At 60.3% G+C, this 17,408-nt stretch carries 12 protein-coding genes; 6 read left to right on the top strand and 6 right to left on the bottom strand.

Going from position 1 to position 17,408, the window contains the following annotated elements:
- Window positions 1–308: 308 nt before the first annotated feature.
- Window positions 309–1,418 (top strand): hypothetical protein, encoded by a 1,110-nt coding sequence (locus tag J2S97_RS09860; RefSeq protein WP_307048846.1) that lies wholly within the window; start codon window positions 309–311, stop codon window positions 1,416–1,418.
- Between the two features lie 38 nt (window positions 1,419–1,456).
- Here the strand turns inward: J2S97_RS09860 and J2S97_RS09855 are convergent, their stop codons facing one another.
- The 4 genes from J2S97_RS09855 to J2S97_RS09840 form a co-directional block, all read right to left on the bottom strand.
- Window positions 1,457–2,794: a TY-Chap domain-containing protein gene (locus J2S97_RS09855; RefSeq protein ID WP_307048844.1), complete on the bottom strand. Its 1,338-nt coding sequence runs from the start codon at window positions 2,792–2,794 to the stop codon at window positions 1,457–1,459.
- A 242-nt stretch (window positions 2,795–3,036) separates the two neighbouring features.
- Entirely contained in the window at window positions 3,037–4,038 is a 1,002-nt protein-coding gene (locus J2S97_RS09850; RefSeq protein WP_307048842.1) for a sigma factor-like helix-turn-helix DNA-binding protein, read from the bottom strand.
- Window positions 4,039–4,066: 28 nt separating this feature from the next.
- Window positions 4,067–5,599 (bottom strand): ADP-ribosylglycohydrolase family protein, encoded by a 1,533-nt coding sequence (locus tag J2S97_RS09845; RefSeq protein WP_307048840.1) that lies wholly within the window; start codon window positions 5,597–5,599, stop codon window positions 4,067–4,069.
- Complete coding sequence (locus J2S97_RS09840) at window positions 5,596–6,561, bottom strand: ARPP-1 family domain-containing protein (protein WP_307048838.1); 966 nt, start codon at window positions 6,559–6,561, stop codon at window positions 5,596–5,598. Before J2S97_RS09840 ends, J2S97_RS09845 begins: the two co-directional genes overlap by 4 nt.
- A 93-nt stretch (window positions 6,562–6,654) precedes the next feature.
- On the opposite strand from J2S97_RS09840, the gene J2S97_RS09835 reads away from it, so the two are divergent.
- Window positions 6,655–7,338 (top strand): NUDIX hydrolase, encoded by a 684-nt coding sequence (locus tag J2S97_RS09835; protein WP_307048836.1) that lies wholly within the window; start codon window positions 6,655–6,657, stop codon window positions 7,336–7,338.
- An 83-nt stretch (window positions 7,339–7,421) separates the two neighbouring features.
- Entirely contained in the window at window positions 7,422–9,296 is a 1,875-nt protein-coding gene (locus J2S97_RS09830; protein WP_307048834.1) for a TY-Chap2 family putative peptide chaperone, read from the top strand.
- 89 nt (window positions 9,297–9,385) lie between these two features.
- Here the strand turns inward: J2S97_RS09830 and J2S97_RS09825 are convergent, their stop codons facing one another.
- Both J2S97_RS09825 and J2S97_RS09820 read right to left on the bottom strand, forming a co-directional pair.
- Window positions 9,386–10,270: a hypothetical protein gene (locus tag J2S97_RS09825; RefSeq protein WP_307048832.1), complete on the bottom strand. Its 885-nt coding sequence runs from the start codon at window positions 10,268–10,270 to the stop codon at window positions 9,386–9,388.
- Window positions 10,267–11,871: an SIR2 family protein gene (locus tag J2S97_RS09820; RefSeq protein WP_307048830.1), complete on the bottom strand. Its 1,605-nt coding sequence runs from the start codon at window positions 11,869–11,871 to the stop codon at window positions 10,267–10,269. Before J2S97_RS09820 ends, J2S97_RS09825 begins: the two co-directional genes overlap by 4 nt.
- Window positions 11,872–12,080: 209 nt before the next feature.
- Between J2S97_RS09820 and J2S97_RS09815 the strand changes: the two genes are divergently transcribed.
- The 3 genes from J2S97_RS09815 to J2S97_RS09805 are packed head-to-tail and all read left to right on the top strand — an operon-like array spanning window position 12,081 to window position 17,403.
- Window positions 12,081–13,538, top strand: coding sequence for an ATP-binding protein (locus tag J2S97_RS09815; protein ID WP_307048828.1), 1,458 nt, complete (start codon window positions 12,081–12,083; stop codon window positions 13,536–13,538).
- On the top strand, window positions 13,538–16,423 hold the full coding sequence (locus J2S97_RS09810; protein ID WP_307048826.1) for a Z1 domain-containing protein: 2,886 nt from the start codon (window positions 13,538–13,540) through the stop codon (window positions 16,421–16,423). Before J2S97_RS09815 ends, J2S97_RS09810 begins: the two co-directional genes overlap by 1 nt.
- On the top strand, window positions 16,420–17,403 hold the full coding sequence (locus tag J2S97_RS09805) for a PD-(D/E)XK motif protein (RefSeq protein ID WP_307048823.1): 984 nt from the start codon (window positions 16,420–16,422) through the stop codon (window positions 17,401–17,403). Before J2S97_RS09810 ends, J2S97_RS09805 begins: the two co-directional genes overlap by 4 nt.
- The last annotated feature ends 5 nt before the right edge of the window (window positions 17,404–17,408 follow it).

The following is a 17,408-nucleotide window of genomic DNA, read 5'->3' as shown; positions in this document are numbered from 1 at the left end:
AATAACGGGTCTGACAAACGTTGTGACACAGTGTCGGTTCCTGGCAATACACTTTCTTCCAGTCCTCACCACCGATCGGAGCCCTCCCCATGAATGACCGTCCGATAGTGCTCGGGACGCTGCCTGACGGCCGTCCTCTCCACCTCGGCGATGCGGCTGGACGTTGGCCAGCAGTCGGAGGTGTTCTACTGATCCGCGGGGGTGGGCCAGTTACGAGAGGGAAGACGTACCTCGACGAGCTCGTCAGTCAGTTTTGCCGTACGAGTGCGACACACGTCATCGACCTCGTCGAAGGTGACTACAGCTGGATGCTGGAAGGCATGAGAACACTTTCCAGATCGATGGGGGAAGCCTGTATGAAGGTCGGGGAAATCTTTGGGGGGATGCATGAGGATCCGCGAGGTACAACGGTCATCGTCAACGGCGCTGAGTTTCTCCATGCTGAGGCCCATCAATACTCATCACTGCTTGCCGAAAAGCTCGACCGGCTAATCGCTCGACCCCCACGAGGGGGAGCGTCCTTGGTGCTGGCCGGCCGCGACTTGGATGTAGACAAGCTTTTGGTGGGCGGACCGAATGGTGCCCATCGCATTCAGTTCGGCAGTCGCGACCAGACGAATAGCGGTCAATACCTCCTCGGTGACCTGCAGGATGCAGTCATTCCTGAGGGAACGGCCATTTATGAAAGCCCTGTGGGATCCCAGTCAACCTATTTCAGCCCCTTTATAGGCCCGGATGGCAGATCCTTGGAAGAGGGGCTTTTGGAGCTGCCGATCGGGATTGAAGGCGCCAACTTCTCGACAGCCTGGGCACAAAACCTGGTGGTTTGCGGCGGTTCACAGTCCGCCAGATCACGAGTAATTGCAGGAATGGCTCAGGTTGCGCAGGAGTCTGGAGTGCATACTTGGGTTGCTACGGCGGTCCCAGATTCCGCTCTCAGTGCCAATTGGCGACACCACCGAGGAAGGCTCGCTACCGGAGTGGTGCAGGCGCGTGAACTCCTGCGGCTCGTGTGCGATCGGGTGTTTCCTCGCATCGATGCCTGCCGCACGTTGAACACCACGGATGTAAGAGATGTACGAATACCGGTCGACTTGGCAATTCCCCTGGCGATCTTCATTGACGACCTTGATGCCCTCACCGGAGACAGTACAAACCCGCCGGAAGTTGTGGAGGCAGCCATGGCGGTGGAAACCTTGATCGATTTCCTTGCTAAGACCGCCAGTCAAACTAACGTCACCCTGGTCGTCGGCAGTACAGGTGCATTGGCAGCAATTTCTGCCCATCGAGCGCTGTGGAACAGGGCCGCACAGCTACAGCTCGCCCCGTCCGCTCCTGTTCCCAGTTCCGATGAGGCGCCGTTGTTTTTTCCGGCACCTGGCCTTCCTGCCGTGACGCTCGAGAAGGCCGAGGTGTAATAGTCGGCCCGGCGATGGTTCGCCGGTTTTCTTCGAGGTCAGCTCGCATTGCGCAACGTTTGGACTTCGCCCTCCAGCGCTCGGTCTATCGTCACGCCGCCGTCCGGGCCTGGGCCGGAGGGAAACTCACCTGTGCTCCAGCGGAGTCTGTGTGCGTCCCGGCAACCCCGACCGAGTCTGAGCCCAAGCACAACCTGATGGCCGGCCTCGGTCAACGGCACCCTCGCCTTCCACCAGTTAGGCGCGTCGTTGTTCGGCGCTGCCCAGTCATTGTTCGCAAAATAGCGCCTGTTGATGGGCCACTCAGCTGCGGGCAGGTATTGCTCAGACACAATTTCGCACCACACACCGTCGGCGCTCGGCGTCGCCTGCGCGTAGGGCCGAGTCGTGATCTCCTCATTCCCGTCGTATTCGACGCGGAGAAAGCTGTTCCACGGCATCTTTGTCAAGAGTTGACCGATGAGTTCGCCTGCTTGGTGCCACTCCTCATCCTCACGTTGGGAATTCGCGTCATTGATGGCCAGGCTTTCATCCTCAAATCCAAATGGAAAGCCCCAGTGGAAATGGTGGGTGTCCGGCTCTTCGTCGGATTCTTGTCCCTGTGGCAGTACATTTCCGATCGCTTCTTCCCAGCTGCCGTAGTGCGCAATTAACTCCATAGCGGAGGGGCGATCCTGGTGGATCGACGTCTCAGCAAAAACCCAACGGTCGTAAACGTTGATGTCCATCGGATACTCGGCGTCGATGCACTCTTCGGTGAAGTCGTCGAGAGCTTGGAAATAGTCGTTTTCGCTTAATCTTTGGCTGGCGGAGAGTAACTTCAAGCCCAGGGAACTCAGAGCGTCCTCCCAATACCCCTGACCATACCGCCGAATGAGCTGGGGCGCCGGTACCGGCCACGGGTTACTCCTTTCGCGGGTGACATGCCCCAAGGTGCGGCGGGCTTCCTCCGCCGCGCCTTCATAGGCAGCACAGGACAAGGTAGTGATCCTTCCCGTTCGGATAGCCAGTGCCGTGGCCTCGATAACCGCCAGAGCTTCCGCCGCGTGGCGGTAGGGGACAGTTGGGTGAAATAGCTCGCGCAGCTCGCCGACAGCCTCAAGCGACATCTTTCCCAAAGCCAATGGATAGTCCGGTGCGATTCCGTGATGCTTCCCGATCACGTAGAGCAGGCTCAATTTATCACCGAGTCGCTGCGGAGGATTCTCCAGACCGGGCTCCTCACAGGGAATGCCTGGAAGATGCAAAAGTTCAGCTGCCGCCTGAACATCGATACTGATTCCGAGGGCGTCGAGAATCACCGGTATCTTGGAGGGCTCAATGCCCGAGTCGTTCAACCTGGTAATCAGTTCCCGGTTAGCCCACATCGCGTCCATGGTTGCCTGAGTCCTTCGCCGAACTGACCGGTACCGGCTAAGCTCGTCACCGGACTCGGACCCCGCGACGAGCACCTGACAGATATCGTCTACGGTGCCCTGGAAATTCTCCGCTATTGCCTGAAGCGGATCACCCCTGCGGTAGGACTCTATTATTGCCTCCGGCTCAAGCATGTAGGCGGGCGGCATTCTGATCCCTAGCGTCCCCGATTGTTCGCCCATTGCGTCCCCCATATCCGCGCCTACTCCTGTACCGAACGCAGGGCATCCGCCCAAGTGCCGTAGATGTTCCGGACCGAAGCTCCGGACGGCCTTTCGCGGCCGGCGGCTATTTCCTGCTTAACCCAATGGTCGTAGCCCGAATAAGTTGCCTTCGTTTCCGCTGCCGACGCGTGGAAGCAGTAATCACGCACAGTGTCGTCGTAATCTTCCCGGGTGAATTTCAGCAGTCCTTTTGAGCGCCCCTGCTTTGTGGTCCCGATTCCCATCGCTTCCAATGCCTCGTTCCAGCCGCCAAACCGCTTCATCACGGTTTGCCGGGTAGGCGGCCAGGGGAAAGCTCCCTGCCGGGACACCAAGCCAAGAGCCCCGACAAGCTCGTCGCGGAGCGCCTGGTAGCGGGCGCCGGGGATGCTGGCCGACGGGTTTTCCACTACATGCTTCCGGGCGGCACCAATCACGCCCAGGATGGTTGCCACGTCATCGGGCGACGCTTCGGCGGATTCCAAGGCCGCCCGCAGCTCACTCATGAGGGACATGTCCAAATTCACCGCCGCCCACTCACGGTCAGGCGCAAGACTCCGGTCGGATCCCAGCAGGAACCAGATCCCGGCAGCCAACGCCTCCTGGGAGAAGATGTCGTCTACCTGTGCCTTGGAGAAGAGAATGGGCGAACCCTTCAGAGCTTCCTCGGCCAGATCGACGTCGATCGCCGGGTACAGTGCCTGAAGTTTCAGCACGGCATCGGGCCGGGTCACGCCGCGTTTGGCCATCTCGTGCGCGAGGTCCCCGTACTCAGCAAGGAAGGCTTCATGAGCGGCCCTTGTAGCCGCTTCTCGTGCCGCCATCCGGTTCTTCCGGGATTCCTCGGCGTTCGTGCCGCCCACCTTGGCGATAATCTGCCGGACCCGCTCACGGGTAATGCCGAAGCTCTGGCCGATAGCGTCCAGCGTCTCACCGTCGGCGTAGCGCTCAACCATCGCAGCGTCACGCTGCTCCCGGCTGAGTTCAGGAGTTGTTGTCATGGCATATTCCTATCAGCAGCCTCGGACATTATTGGGCACCTGCGCGCGTGGCACCGCCGGCCGCCGGATCGGTAGTGGTTACGGCTTCTGCTAGCACCTGCATGAAGAGACGATTTGGCCGCGCGTTAGGCAGCACCCGCCGCACATCCTCCAGCGCCTCCAACGGAGACACCCCGGCAACCGAAGCCCCATAAAGCGCGGCCACCGTCGGCGTCCGGGACTCCGCCCGCACGCAGTGCAGCAGCACGGTCTTGCCTTCCGATCGGAAACGTTCGACGGCGGCCGCCGCCTCCCGCAACACGAACCCGGCATGAGCGTTGTCACCCACTACATGAGAATCAACCACCCAGAACGTGGCGTGGTCTTCCGCTGCCACAGCAGGAACATCCAGAGTCCCCAGCCGGCACAACGACACCACAGCGTCGATCCCCAACTCGGCCACCCGCCCGAGTGAACCGACGCCGCCCAGCCACACGCCGTCGTCGTGCGGGTGCTGGACCAGCGCATCGGTGCGGCTCCACATGCTGTAGTCGTGGCGCCCGGCGCGCGGCCAGGACGTGGACCGGCGGCCCTCGCCGCGGCCCAGCTCCATGCCGAGGGTCATCAGGTCGCGAGTACGCATACAGGGCCAGCCGTGCAGGCGCCGCCGCCATTCGAACGGCACCGCGGTGTAGCCGTAGGCGGCGCCAACCAGTCCGCCGGCGATCGCGGCCACCGTGTCGGTGTCCCGGCCGCCGCGCACGGCCTCCTCCAAGGCCGCCCGCAGTCGGGCGGGGCCGGACGCCGACAGGCCCGCATAGTGGATGGCGCTCCACGCGCCCTGGAACGCCTCGACCACCCAGCCGTTGCGGGTGAAGTCGCGGGGACGGGAACGCTCGGCCGTCTCGATCCGCTCCAGCCACACCGAAGCACGCTCGGCGGGCAGCAGCGTCAGACCCGCCCGGAAGTCGAGCCGCCCGGTGAGCACCGCGTTGCGGATCGCAACGCACCAAAGGCCGCAGGCCTCCTGCGCGTCGGGGTCGGCGTGGGTCAGCGCGCTCATCACGCCGGCGGCAGCCATGAGTTCGCCCGGCTCCCGGTCCAGGTACGCGAGGGCCAGCGGGGCCGTGCGCATCAGCGAGCCGTTGCCGGCGCTGCGGCCGGTGCGGGCGTGGAAGTCCGCGGCGGCGGCGCTGAAGTCGGCCGCGTGGACCTTGCTCCGTCCGGCAGCGGCAGCCAGCCGGCGGGCAGCCGCGATGACGGAGCTGGTCTGCGCCCCGACGTCTTTGGCTTCCGTAGCCCAGGACGTCCATGCCCGGACTACCATGGTCAGCGCAGCGGGGGAGGAGGATCCGTCGCCGGAGGCGGACGTCAGCAGCGCCTGGGCGATCGGGACGGCCATTGACGTGTCGTCGGTCCACTCGGCCGGCGCGAACCCGAACGGGCCGCCGCCCTTCATGATGACGTCAGCGCCGTCCGGCAGCGGCGGGCCGAACTCGTAGCCAGCTCCGAGGGCGTCGCCCGCGGCCAGGGCGACGAGGACGCCGGCGGCGCGGTCATTCTGCAGGGGGTTCAGTTTCATGCCATCTCCATCAGGGGGTGTTGGGTGTTCCAGCCGGTCAGGTGCGCCAGCTGGGGGCGGCGCTGGGGGAGCGCGACGGCGATGCCGGAGGCGGTGACCGCTCCGGCGGCACGGGCGATATTGCGGCTGCGGAGTGCGCCGTGGTCACGGACCTCCACGGCCGCGGTGCCGTCGTCGAACGTTCCGAAGTCCATCGCCTGGACGTGGGCGGCCAAGTCGCGGGCGCGCTGGCCGGGCATCGGGCCGGATGCCAGCGCCTGGGGTGGCAGGAGCTCGAGGTCCAGCAGCGCGGCCTCGATCAGCTGGCGGTAGTGGCGGAGGAAGAGCGTGCTGGTGCCGAAGACCTCCAGGAGCAGCGGCTGCTGGCCGAGCCCGATCACCACGCCGCGCTGACCCTCCAGCGGTTGCGGTGCCTCCGCGGCGCTGTAGCGGTTCCGTTCCTCCTTGTCGTCCTTGAACCGGTCCATGTGGTCGAGCAGGGAGCTGGTCACGGAGGCGCCCCGGGCGTTGTCGAAGCGGCCGACCCGCTCCCAGATGCGGCCCTGGCGGTTGCCGCCGCGCTGCCCGCCGGGGCCGTTGGCCAGCTCGGACCAGACGTTGAGCGGGGCGCGCCGGGCCTGCCGGCGGTGGGTGGTTTGGCCGGCTTCCCAGCGGCCGGCTTCGACGCAGAAGGTGTCGATGTCGCGGGTCTCGCCCGGGCCGAGGACGACGTCGCGGGCGCAGGTCCGGTGCTGCTGTCCGCCTTCGAGGAGCTCGCCTTCCAGCAGCAGCGCGGGGTGGGTGCCGTTGTTGGTGACGGTGAGGCGGGCCACCTGGGCGCCGCTGGCGAGTTCGGTGACGGCGACGTCGGCGTGGGTGCCGGTGCTGATGCCGAGGCTGCCGGAGCCTGAGGTCCAGACGGGGAAGATGCTCAGGGGGCCGAGCCGGCTGCCGGCGCCGACGTGGAGCTGCGGGACTTTCATGGTGACCTCCGGTTGATTTAATGCATTTCTGCGCTAATTGATCTAAGTATGCACCGCTTGCGTCTTTAGCGCAATACTGCGATAAATAGTGGTGTGAAGGATTCTAGGAACAGCGCTGCCCCGTCCCTGCTGGACTACCCGCGGCCGTCGGTGGCGGTGGATACGGCGGTGCTGACCGTTGCGGAGAGGGGCGTGTGCGTGCTGCTGGTGCGCCGTGCGGAGGACCATCAGCACGGAAAGTGGGCCCTGCCGGGAACGTTCCTCCGTGAACGTGAGACCCTGGCGGATGCGGTGCTGCGCTGCCTGCGGGAGAAGGCAGGGATCTCCGGGCGGGTGCCGCGCCAGCTGCAGGTGTTTGACGAACCGGGGCGCGATGACCGCGGCTGGGTGTTGTCAGTGGCGCACGTGGACGTGGTGCCGCTGGCGGCTCTGGAGGAGGCATTGAAGTCCGACGGCGTCAGGCTGTCTTCCGTGACCGGGGAACCGGAGCTGATCGCCGGACTGCCCTATGGGCACGCGGACATCGTGGCTAAGGCGGTGGAGTGGCTGCGGGCCGCTTATGCCGAGGCGCCGGATCCTGGGACGCTGCTGGATGAGCCCTTCACGTTGAAGGATCTGAGGGAGCTGCATGAGGCGGTGGCTGGGCAGACGCTGATGCGGGACACGTTCCGGCGGTTCATGGAGCCGAAGCTGGTGGCAACCGGGCAGATGTCGGACGGGGCGCGTGGGAGGCCCTCGCGGTTGTGGGTGCGGGGAGGTCATGGCTCGTCGCAGTAAGGCTCTCAACCGGATGGTGGTTGTTATGACCGTCATGCATGGCTTCGACGAATCGTCGCAGTCGATAGCTGTACTGTCGGTGCATGTTTGATCAAATTTGGAACTCACTGAAGTGCGTCGATGAAAACCTCTTGGTCTTGGAATCGGCAGCAATATTGTCGTTGGTCGTACCAAATGGCGTCAGTGCCGTTCAGAGCTCATTGGTCGAATGGACGCTGATTTCTGGGAATCTGACCGGCGGGTGCGGCGCGGAAGGAATGCCATCAGCCCGCATTCTGCAGGACCAGCTAAATGAGGCAGGGCTGCGGCTCCCGTCCGTGTTAAAGGGCACCCTTTCAGTGGACGCTCGACGCGCCGCGGCGGAGTGTGCAGACATCATAAATAGGTCCTCCGCGGGAAGTGCACCGCCTCACGTCAGCCTCGCTGTTCTCAATTTCTATTCCCAAGGCGAGTGTGCCGACGAACCGATGTCCTCAAGCATCGCGAGAACGATCGAACGAGCTTGGCACAGCATGGATCAATTCCTCCAGGAGCTCAATGATTCTGTAGCCGTAGAAGAATCGCGCGCTGCAATGGCTCCAAATTTCGTGGAGCAGAGTGAATTGTGGAAAGCCCATGACCCGAAGCTAGTTGGTGACTATTACATCCATGGTCCCTCTGGGCTTGGAGCAGCGTTCCAAACAATAAATGGTTGGGACTCGGCCTGGTCCATGCCGCCGCTTGACCCCTCATCGGAGTTCAACGAGCGTCACCGTTACTGGTCCTCGTTGCCGCATGTGGCGCTTGGTCCGCTCGGATGGAAAGACCCTGCACTCGGAATCGCTCGATGGATTCTCCTCGGAATGCCCACATCGACCCCTGAGTTGGCCTTGATTGCGAGCAGATGGGGACTCGATGCGCTTATCTATTTCTCGCAGTCAGATTGGATGCAAGGCAACGACGACACTTTGCGATTGGAGTGCTCCAGTCAACCGGCGGCACAGATAATTTCTAAGTCGTATCGTGCAAGTGTTCTTGAAGGGGCTCGATCCCTCCATATGTGCGACCATTTTTGGCGGCAGTTCTTTTCGGTTGAATCTCCTGAACTCGGATCTTGGCGGATGTTTGAACGGCACCCCGATAATGACTCTCCCGAATTCGTTGTGATTCTGGACCAATTTCAGGGATGGTACCGGACTCTGACGCAATTGGACGGCCGAGAGTTTCCTGGGGGAATCAGCCCAGACGTGTCCGTAACCGTCATCGCCCGGCCCGTTGGGTTGCTAGGCACATATCGTCGGTCGTCTCAGACGGGAAGATGGTATTCGGGGTCGCATGAAGTTCACCTCTTGGGGTTTAGTCAGGCTAGCGCAGCAACCCTCCGCCCAAGCAAGAGCGTTCCGGCCAAGGCGACGGATCACGTCAAGCCATCGATTCACAAAACTGCTTCAGCCTTCTGGCTGGCCAGTGAGATCTGCCGTCGGCACCCGAGTTACGTTTTGCACGGTGACGGACCGGACACTGGCGGTGAATTGCGGTTGGTGAGCTCGTCAGGACCGGCAATCCGGATCTCCCGGGTAGGAACTGCCGGAGTGGAAGGAAGCGTCCGAGAGGCAATCGACTTAGTCGAGGCGCACGACAAGCGAGAGTTGATCCGGGCGATCGAAAAGAACCTCGGGTTGTCCGTCAAGAGCGGGTCTAGCCCCACGACCGAGCGAACAATTGTCTACCGCGTATTAGCCCAAATCCTTGCTCTCGTCGCGGGTGAAAAGATGCGATGGGACATCACTGCAGTCGAAAGTGTTTCCAACGGGTCAGTCTGGGAGTTGCTTTGCGGCGGTGAATCCGTGGCAACGTTCCTTCCAAATGGAGATGTCGTGATGACAACGGGGACAGTAAATTTGCTGGAACGGTATAACGCCCATTCACGCAAACTGTCGGCCATGATAGGAGACGTATTCGGCAGCATCCTTCCCTAGTGGGAGAAGACCAAAACGGTGTCGCAATGCAGGGGTAGGGCCGTGGTTTAATTGGGATTTCTGGCGTGAACCCGATGACTGAGGACTGGTCATACGGGTCGCGGCCAGTAATTGAGCGTGCTGATATCTCCACGTTTTTTCGGCGGCGTACGGTAGCCGTACTTGCCAATTACTTGGTCGAACAGCGGACCTTCTAAGACAGGATCGACCATAAATCCTCGCCGGCCGGAGCCGGCATCGTGCTCCCAGCTGTCCGGAATGATGCGGAAAAGACCGCGGGTGACCCCTCGGTGGACCGCCACGACATGGTCAATGCCGTGCTCTTCGACCCTGGACTGGCTCAGCTTCCACCAGCAACGGACGGAATCGCCCAGTTCATTTGCATAGGCTGCCCGGTCAGTCGAGTTGAGCCATTCCGTACGGAATCCGTATCCACTACGTACCGTACCGCCCGGCGAGACTTCTTCAAGTTCCACCCACGGTTTGAGCGTAATGAGAAGAATCTGGGGAATGTTCGGCTGAAGGTCGGGAGCTCCGAACTCAGCGACAATGTTGGACAACGTTTCGATGCCATGGCCACGGGCCGACTCTCGGCGTTCATTCGTCAGCGCAGCGAGATGAGAAAGCGGTGTCATGCGTGGGCTCGATTGAGTCAGGAACGACGACAGGAGATCGATGGCGGCGGCTTCGACGTGGGTGTATTCGCTTCCCATGCCATGCCGAAGAATCCACACCTCTGGCTCCAGTCCCGCGCTTCGAATGTCGTGGATGACCGCGATCTTTCGCGATCGCTCCACCGGCGTCTCATCGTCGCTGGCAGAGAGGGTCTCCGCCTCAAGCCCGTGAGCTGCAAGTCGGGTTCCTGTTCCCTTGCCCACGTAGAAGGGCGCCATTGTGCGTGGGTCAATCAGGAGATAGACGTAATTGCCGAGGTACTCGGCGACCTGTGTCAGGACCCGAACATCAATTTTCACAGCACTTCATTCCGTTCGTAGTCGTTGCCTGGGCTGTAGCCCAACGTCAGGAGCGCTGTGTGGAGTACCTCCCATACCTCGGCGGTAGCCTCAGACCTAGATTGTTTCGCGAGTGTCAAAAGCTGCTGTCGGAGTTGGTTTTCCTCCCTGGAGAGTCCGCGAGTGTATGCGGGAGCCAGCAGATAGGAGTGACTGTCCGTCGCGTAGGCCATCATCATGTCGAGGAAGATTTCGAGTTCCCTTCCGGCCGCAGCCACAGCGGCCTGCGTGTCCTCCTCCCCGGAACCTGGTGCAGGAGGGTTCCCCGCCATCGGCAGGATTTCTAGCTTCCCTTCCCAGACGAGTTTCTGAAGCGGCTCGTGAAAGAGTGACAGCACTGTGCCCATCTGGTGCTTCTTGGAGACCTCGGCCGGCAGCGCACGCCTGACGTCGTGGACGATTTCGTGGAAATGATCGTCGGCGAGGCCGAAGCCAACAAATAGCAGATGATGCGTGAGTAGGTGGGCTTTGACCAAGGCAGACAGGGCATCTCTGTTGCTGTTGTAGCCAAGATAGTCATCGCGGGTGAGCACGATGCTTCCAGGCTGGCTGACTGATCCGTGCAGCTTTAGCAACCAGCTGTTGCCGACGGCGGGAACATTCTCCGGCAAGACGGTTCGCGGCCTCTGCGCGTCACTGCAGGCAGTTTCGAAAAGTTTGTCGTAGTTGAGTGTGATGGCGCCAACAGAGGGCAGGGTGGCAAGCAATGCTGGCGCCAGCCCGTAGCGGGGAAGATCTACAGCCTCAGCTACGGCCTCGCCGAAGGCACTTCCCGAGCCACACTGATCTGAATAAAGCTGCTCGAGCACGCCGGCTTGGTCCAGTACACCAATGCCGTCGAATGCGGCCTCTTCAGCTGCCTCCAGACGGACGCCAGTCCTCAACTTATCGAGGAGTTGTTTCCAGCTCGGTGCTCCAGCGCTGACGCTGACGCCGGCGCCCAGGAAGGGGACCAAGTGGCCAGCCCTGGCTATGCCACCAAGGTGCTTGGCCCTTTCATGCAGTTGATCACTGAGGGAGGGCCAAATCGAGGAATCGGAGGCTTCGCGGCGCAGCTTTTGGGCCAGGGCAAAGGCAGCTCTGTCTCGAAGCACCAGGACTATGTCGACGCCGTAGCGGGAAGAGAGTTCATTGCAGGCGTCGAGAATCGCGCGCAGCGCAGCGCCGAGGTGGTCCCCGGCTCCTCCTCCGGCTGTACCGAAAAATGGCAAGGCCAGGAGCCGGTACGGCCTGTCATCTGGATCTGGAAGAGCAGACACAGCACTGCGCACGAACGCCTCGAGCCGATCGGCGACTGCGGAATGCCCCCACCTGCCATCGTCGGGGACGGCCGTCATAATGGGCAGGGGTTCGGCCGAATCCCAAGGGGAAATCGGCTCTGCTAACGTTCGTCCGTCTCGGAACTCCCTGGAAGCAGACGCAGTTGCCAATCTGCGCAGGTTGGGATGCGCCGTCAGCCAATGCTGCTCGATATGAAGGCTTGAGTCAGTTGGCAGTAGCCACGCATCGCATCTGAGATTCAGGATGTCGGCCATTGCAACGTACACGTGCGGGTTGGTCATGGATTCTGTTTATCAGATGCAACTCGCCAGCTACGACGTTCACCCGCGGAAAAGAGACTCTGGCGGCCGAAGAGCCGCCGAGGCGCCAGCCCGTGGCAAGCGCGCGTTGGCGACACTTGGCATCGTGCCGCCGAGAAATGTCGCTCCCTGCGGTTATTGTTATCTCACCATCGAGCGATCTTGGCAGGTGGATGGATGTGGGGGAAAGATTGACTGAAGCGATAACCATGGTGCCCGATCCGCACCTCATGGAGTCGATGCGGGCCGTGGGCTATACCCTCGAAACCGCCATCGCGGATTTGATTGACAACTCGATAACGGCAGGCGCATCTCGCGTTGATCTTCTCTACCATGGCGAGGGGGACAGCTACGTTGCCATCATTGACGATGGCGCGGGTATGACTTCGTCCGAGGCTCAGAACGCAATGCGGCTGGCAGGAAAGAGTTCGCTGTCAGGCAGAGCAGCGAACGACCTGGGACGGTTTGGGCTGGGCCTGAAGACGGCGTCCATTTCGCAGTGCCGCGATTTGACTGTCATATCAAAAAAAGAGGGTGAGCTCCACGGCTACCGGTGGGATCTGGACTACTTGATACAAACCGGCACTTGGAGCCTGCTACGGCTTTCAGAAGACGAATGCCGTACTCTTCCAGAGTTCTCGGAACTGGAAAAGCACTCGACTGGGACGTTGGTTCTGTGGCGCAAGCTCGACCAGCTGGAAGCCACGACCGGAAACTTGGGGAGTGGGCTCGACGAGAACATGGTGCGCGTGCGTAAGCACTTGGGGCTTGTATTCCACCGGTACTTGGCGGGCGAGCACGGCGGCAAGTTTGATATCGCGATCAATTATCGCGAAATTGAAGGCGCCGACCCACTCCTGCAGAACCACAAAGCGACTCAGCCTGGTCCAGTCGAGAAGATATTCGTCGAGGGAGAAGTCATCGAGCTTCGGCCCTTCACCCTTCCGCATCTAAATAAACTTAGCAGCGCAGACAGGCAGAAGGCCCAGGTCGATGGGTCGCTGAGGGACAGCCAAGGGTTTTACATTTACCGGGAAAAGCGGCTCGTTATCTGGGGCACATGGTTCCGGATTGCTCCAAAACAGGAGCTCGGAAAACTGGCGCGCGTGCGGGTGGACATCCCGAATACTCTGGATCACTTGTGGGCTTTGGACATCAAGAAGGCCCAAGCCGTCCCTCCGCCTGCCATTAGAAACCGGCTGCGCCAAGTTGCAGACAACATTGTCGGACCTAGTCGTCGCGTTCACGAATACAGGGGACGTCGAGCGGGCGGGGGACCGGTCAGCCACTTGTGGGACGTAGTTGATGACCGGACATCGTTCCGCTATGAAATAAATCGAAACCACCCAGCGGTCGTTGCGCTTGCGGCGGGCATGCGATCAAATGACTCAGCCTTGTTGGCGACCCTGATCACAATGCTGGAGCAATCTTTTCCAGTGGAAGATGTTTACAACCGGCTCGGGCAGGATGCAGTTCACTCCCCACAAACGGCGGAGGACGATGAATTGACCCTATTGGCGGAATCCCTGTGGCAATCGCTAAATGGCAATCTTGGCCCGGAGTTGTTTGTTGACTCGATGCTTAATTCCGAGCCTTTCAATAACCATCCGCACGCACGCGGAATCCTTGAGAATGCGACAAAGATCTGATGACTATTCCCACAGTGATGTTTCCATTGTCCGTGCTTGAAGGGGCCGTTCTTGGCTACCTTACCGACCCTGAAACGGGCGAAACGCGTATTGGACTCAATGAAACGGACGTGAGAGCCGCTTTCGCCACGTTCGCACCGATTATGCCAATCAATGCCAGCGATGACGAGCTGGAACAGCTTATCCGGCACGTGTTGGCGGCCGTCAGCGCGGACATTGAGGGGCCCGGGGGTGGCCCCGTAACGAAGCAGGACCACGAACCTTGGCTCAAAGACCTCAAGTCTGAGATCAACTGGCGCCGGTGGCGCGCATACCGGAAGATGCTGTCGAAGCAGGGGCGTTCGGGACGCGTTCTAGATCGGCTCGACAAGTTTACGGATGACGTTTTGGACCTCGCCGGCAACCCGCAAAAGCCAGGCCGCTGGAACCGGCGGGGCCTGATCATCGGTGACGTGCAGTCCGGCAAGACGCAGAATTACCTAGCACTGATCAATAAGGCGGCGGATGCTGGGTACAGGCTTATTGTTATTCTCTCAGGTAACACCGAGTACCTCAGGCGTCAAACCCACGAGCGAGTGGACGAGGGTTTTATTGGCCGGGATACGCGCCGGGTCGGCATGCCGAAAGGGGCGGTCCTCAAGGACGTGCATATCGGTGTTGGGAAGATTGACCAAGAAGTCGCCAACGCCACCAGCCTGACCACAGTCCTCATGGATTACTTGCAGGCCACGAAGAACGGGATTGACGTTCCTCTTCCGTCGCAGTCGTCAGGACCACTTGTGTTCGTTCTAAAGAAGAACAAGTTTGTCCTGGACGCGGTCAACGGTTGGGCGCGGGGCAAAGCAGGCAGCAACGGAAACATAGACCTTCCCATCCTGCTGCTCGACGATGAATCAGACTATGCGTCGGTGAACACGAATGAGGCGGAGGACCCAACCGCGATCAACGGTTCAATCCGAAAGATCTTGTCGAGCTTTACACGGTCATCCTACGTGGCAATTACGGCGACGCCTTTCGCCAACATCTTCATTGATTACGAAGCCTCCGGAAGCGTCGAAGTCGACGGTGAAGCCGTGGACGACCTCTTCCCTGAGGACTACATCTATCCGCTCGAGGCCCCGAACAACTACGTTGGAATACGGGCAACATTTGGTACCGACGAAGAGGACCGTCCGCAGTCGGTGCAGTACCTCACCGACGCTCAGCAATGGATCCCGGTGAAACACCGAAAAGCCCAACCGGTTGGTCCCCTCCCGGAGAGCCTGAAGGAAGCAATCAGGAGCTACCTCCTTGCAAATGCAATCTTGGATCTTCGGGTTAAGGCGCCATCCAAGCGGTCAATGTTGGTCAACGTATCTCGTTTTACTAATGTTCAGGATGTTGTCGGAGACCTGTTGACCGAGGAGCTGTACCGGTACAAATCAGCTATCGAACTCCACGCGCTCCCCTACGCTGAGGGGAAAAGTAACGCCGTCCTCGACGAGCTGAAATCCACGTTCGAGAAGCAGTTCGTTTCAACGGGTCCGGCTTGGACCGCGATTCTTGGCGAGCTTCACAAGTCCGTCGCCGATGTCCGAGTCAAGGTCTACAACTCAAGTGTGGACAAGGCGGAGGACGAGGACTATCGCGAGGAGGTTCCCACGAGGCAGATCGCCGTCGGCGGTGACCTGCTCAGTCGAGGACTTACGCTGGACGGCCTGCTCGTCAGCTACTTCCACCGCAGCGTGGGCGCTGCCGACACCATGATGCAGATGGCGCGATGGTTTGGCTACCGTGACGGTTTCCAAGATGTATGTAGGTTGTGGATCAGCGAAAAGTCTGCAGCGGATTATCGGTTCGTGGGTGGAGCGATCCAAGAACTTCGGGACGACCTCGCACACATGCACCGGAACAATATGACTCCGCGCGATTTTGGCCTGGCGGTTCAGCAACACCCGGAATCACTGCTCATCACGGCCAGGAACAAAATGAAGCACACCGTTCAGTACGAGAAGGAGGTCAACCTTCTCGGCCGGAACTTGGAGACTCGAAAACTGTCGGCAGACCCGACAGTCCAAGCGGTGAACTTCGTGGCCGCTCAGGATCTGGCAAAAGCTGCACTGGCTGCCGGCTGCTCAACCGACGAAACCGTCCGCGGCTATACACGCTTCAGAAACGTCTCGAAGGGGCTCGTCGCGGACTTGTTGCACCGCTACAAGGCAGCTGACGACGACATCTTCTTCACTGGAAGCGGGCTGGAAAGGATGGTCCGGGCTAGCCCTGGGGAGCAGTTCCAAACATGGGACGTGACCTTCATGAACGGCCCAAAGAAGAAGGGAGACACTGAGTTGCCAAGCTTGGCCGACCTCGTGCCTGGAAAACCAGTTTTCAAAGTTGGCCGCGCTTTGATGCTTCGGCATCTGACGGCCAAGGACGGTACTTTGACCGGGTCATCGCTCTGGGTGAGCGGAAAGAAAACCAGGCTCGCCGGAAGCGACGATCTGCGTAAAGTCTTGGATCCCGATTTGGAAGCAAATATTACTTCTGCCTATTCAGATAACAAGAAAGCCGAAACGTCCGAGGAATCTGGTTCAGAGTCTGCCAGCACCGTTCCGGAGCGTGCGGTTTACAGACATCTCCCGCGCCCCCAGCTTATGATCTATGCCGTCGAAGCAAGCGGTGAGGGCGTATATGCCGCCGAAAACCTAGCTGTCACACCGGAGATCTCCGATCTGATGGAGGAGCTATCCAAGGCGGCGAGGGAACCTAGCTCTGCCTTCATCGCCCTCAAGATTGCCCTGCCCACCTCGGATTCTGAGTACAACAGCAAGAACGGCCGGGTCAAGTACGTTCTGAATAGAGTGGCCCAAAAGTACTGGATGGCGGACTACGAGGAGCTATCGTGACAGCTTCGACATGGACATCGGAGCGCTGGAACGAAGAAGTCCGCGCGGGACTGGTCACTCTCCGGGAGCTCGACCCAATGCTGGCTACGCGGATGGTTTATGGCGCGGACGAAGTCGGTCGATTGAGCTTCGGCCTGATCACCCGCCAACCGCCAGGCTTTCCGCAACTATCTGATGCAGTATCTATCGTTCGGGCGGAGCGCGAGCACGACGGGACGTGGATACTTCTACTCACTTTGGAGGACGCCAAGTTCAGCGAAGTCTTCATGCAGCTGTGTGGTCATGTGCACGAAAAGGTTTCCGAGGCCGCAACTGAAAGCGCCGGGCTTTCCACGGCCATGGAGTGCTTTGCGGAGTGGCGCCAGCTCTTCCAAGCCTCGAAAAAACGAGTGCTGAGCATGGAGGAGTGCAGGGGCCTGTTTGCAGAGTTGGAATTCGGATTCGACGTCCTTGGGCCAACTGTCGGCTCCTCTGTGGTCGTTGAAGGCTGGCAGGGACCTTATGGATCCGACCAAGACTTCCAGTTCGTTGATGTTCACTATGAAGTGAAGAGTCGGCATGCCAGCACTCACGCGTTGAGGATCGCTTCTGAATATCAGCTCGACGGCGACAATATTGTTCTTGTGACGGTTGAGGTTGCCGATAGCGCGAAGCCCCTTCCTGGGTTCACGTCGCTCGGCGACAAGGTCGTCCTCGCGAAGGACTCCGTCGCTCTTGACGACGGAGATCTTGAAGCGTTTGACAGTGCACTGGATGAGCTGGGGTTTGACCCAAACGATGAGGTCTACGGTCGGATGTACTTCAGCAGCCGCAGTTATGACTACTACATCGTCTCCGACGATTTCCCCCGCATCACTCCCCGAGACCTAGCGACAGGAGTGGCCGGGGTGAAGTACCGCCTGGAGCTAACAGCGCTCGATCAATTCGCAATCGATGCAGATATGGCACTCAGCCGAATGAAGAATTACGGGGTCATCTAAAGTGA

The sequence above is a fragment of the Arthrobacter oryzae genome (assembly GCF_030812315.1).
GTDB lineage: Bacteria > Actinomycetota > Actinomycetes > Actinomycetales > Micrococcaceae > Arthrobacter > Arthrobacter oryzae_B.
The sequence above is the reverse complement of the archived record's forward strand: the minus strand, read 5'-3'. Positions and strand labels throughout refer to the sequence as shown.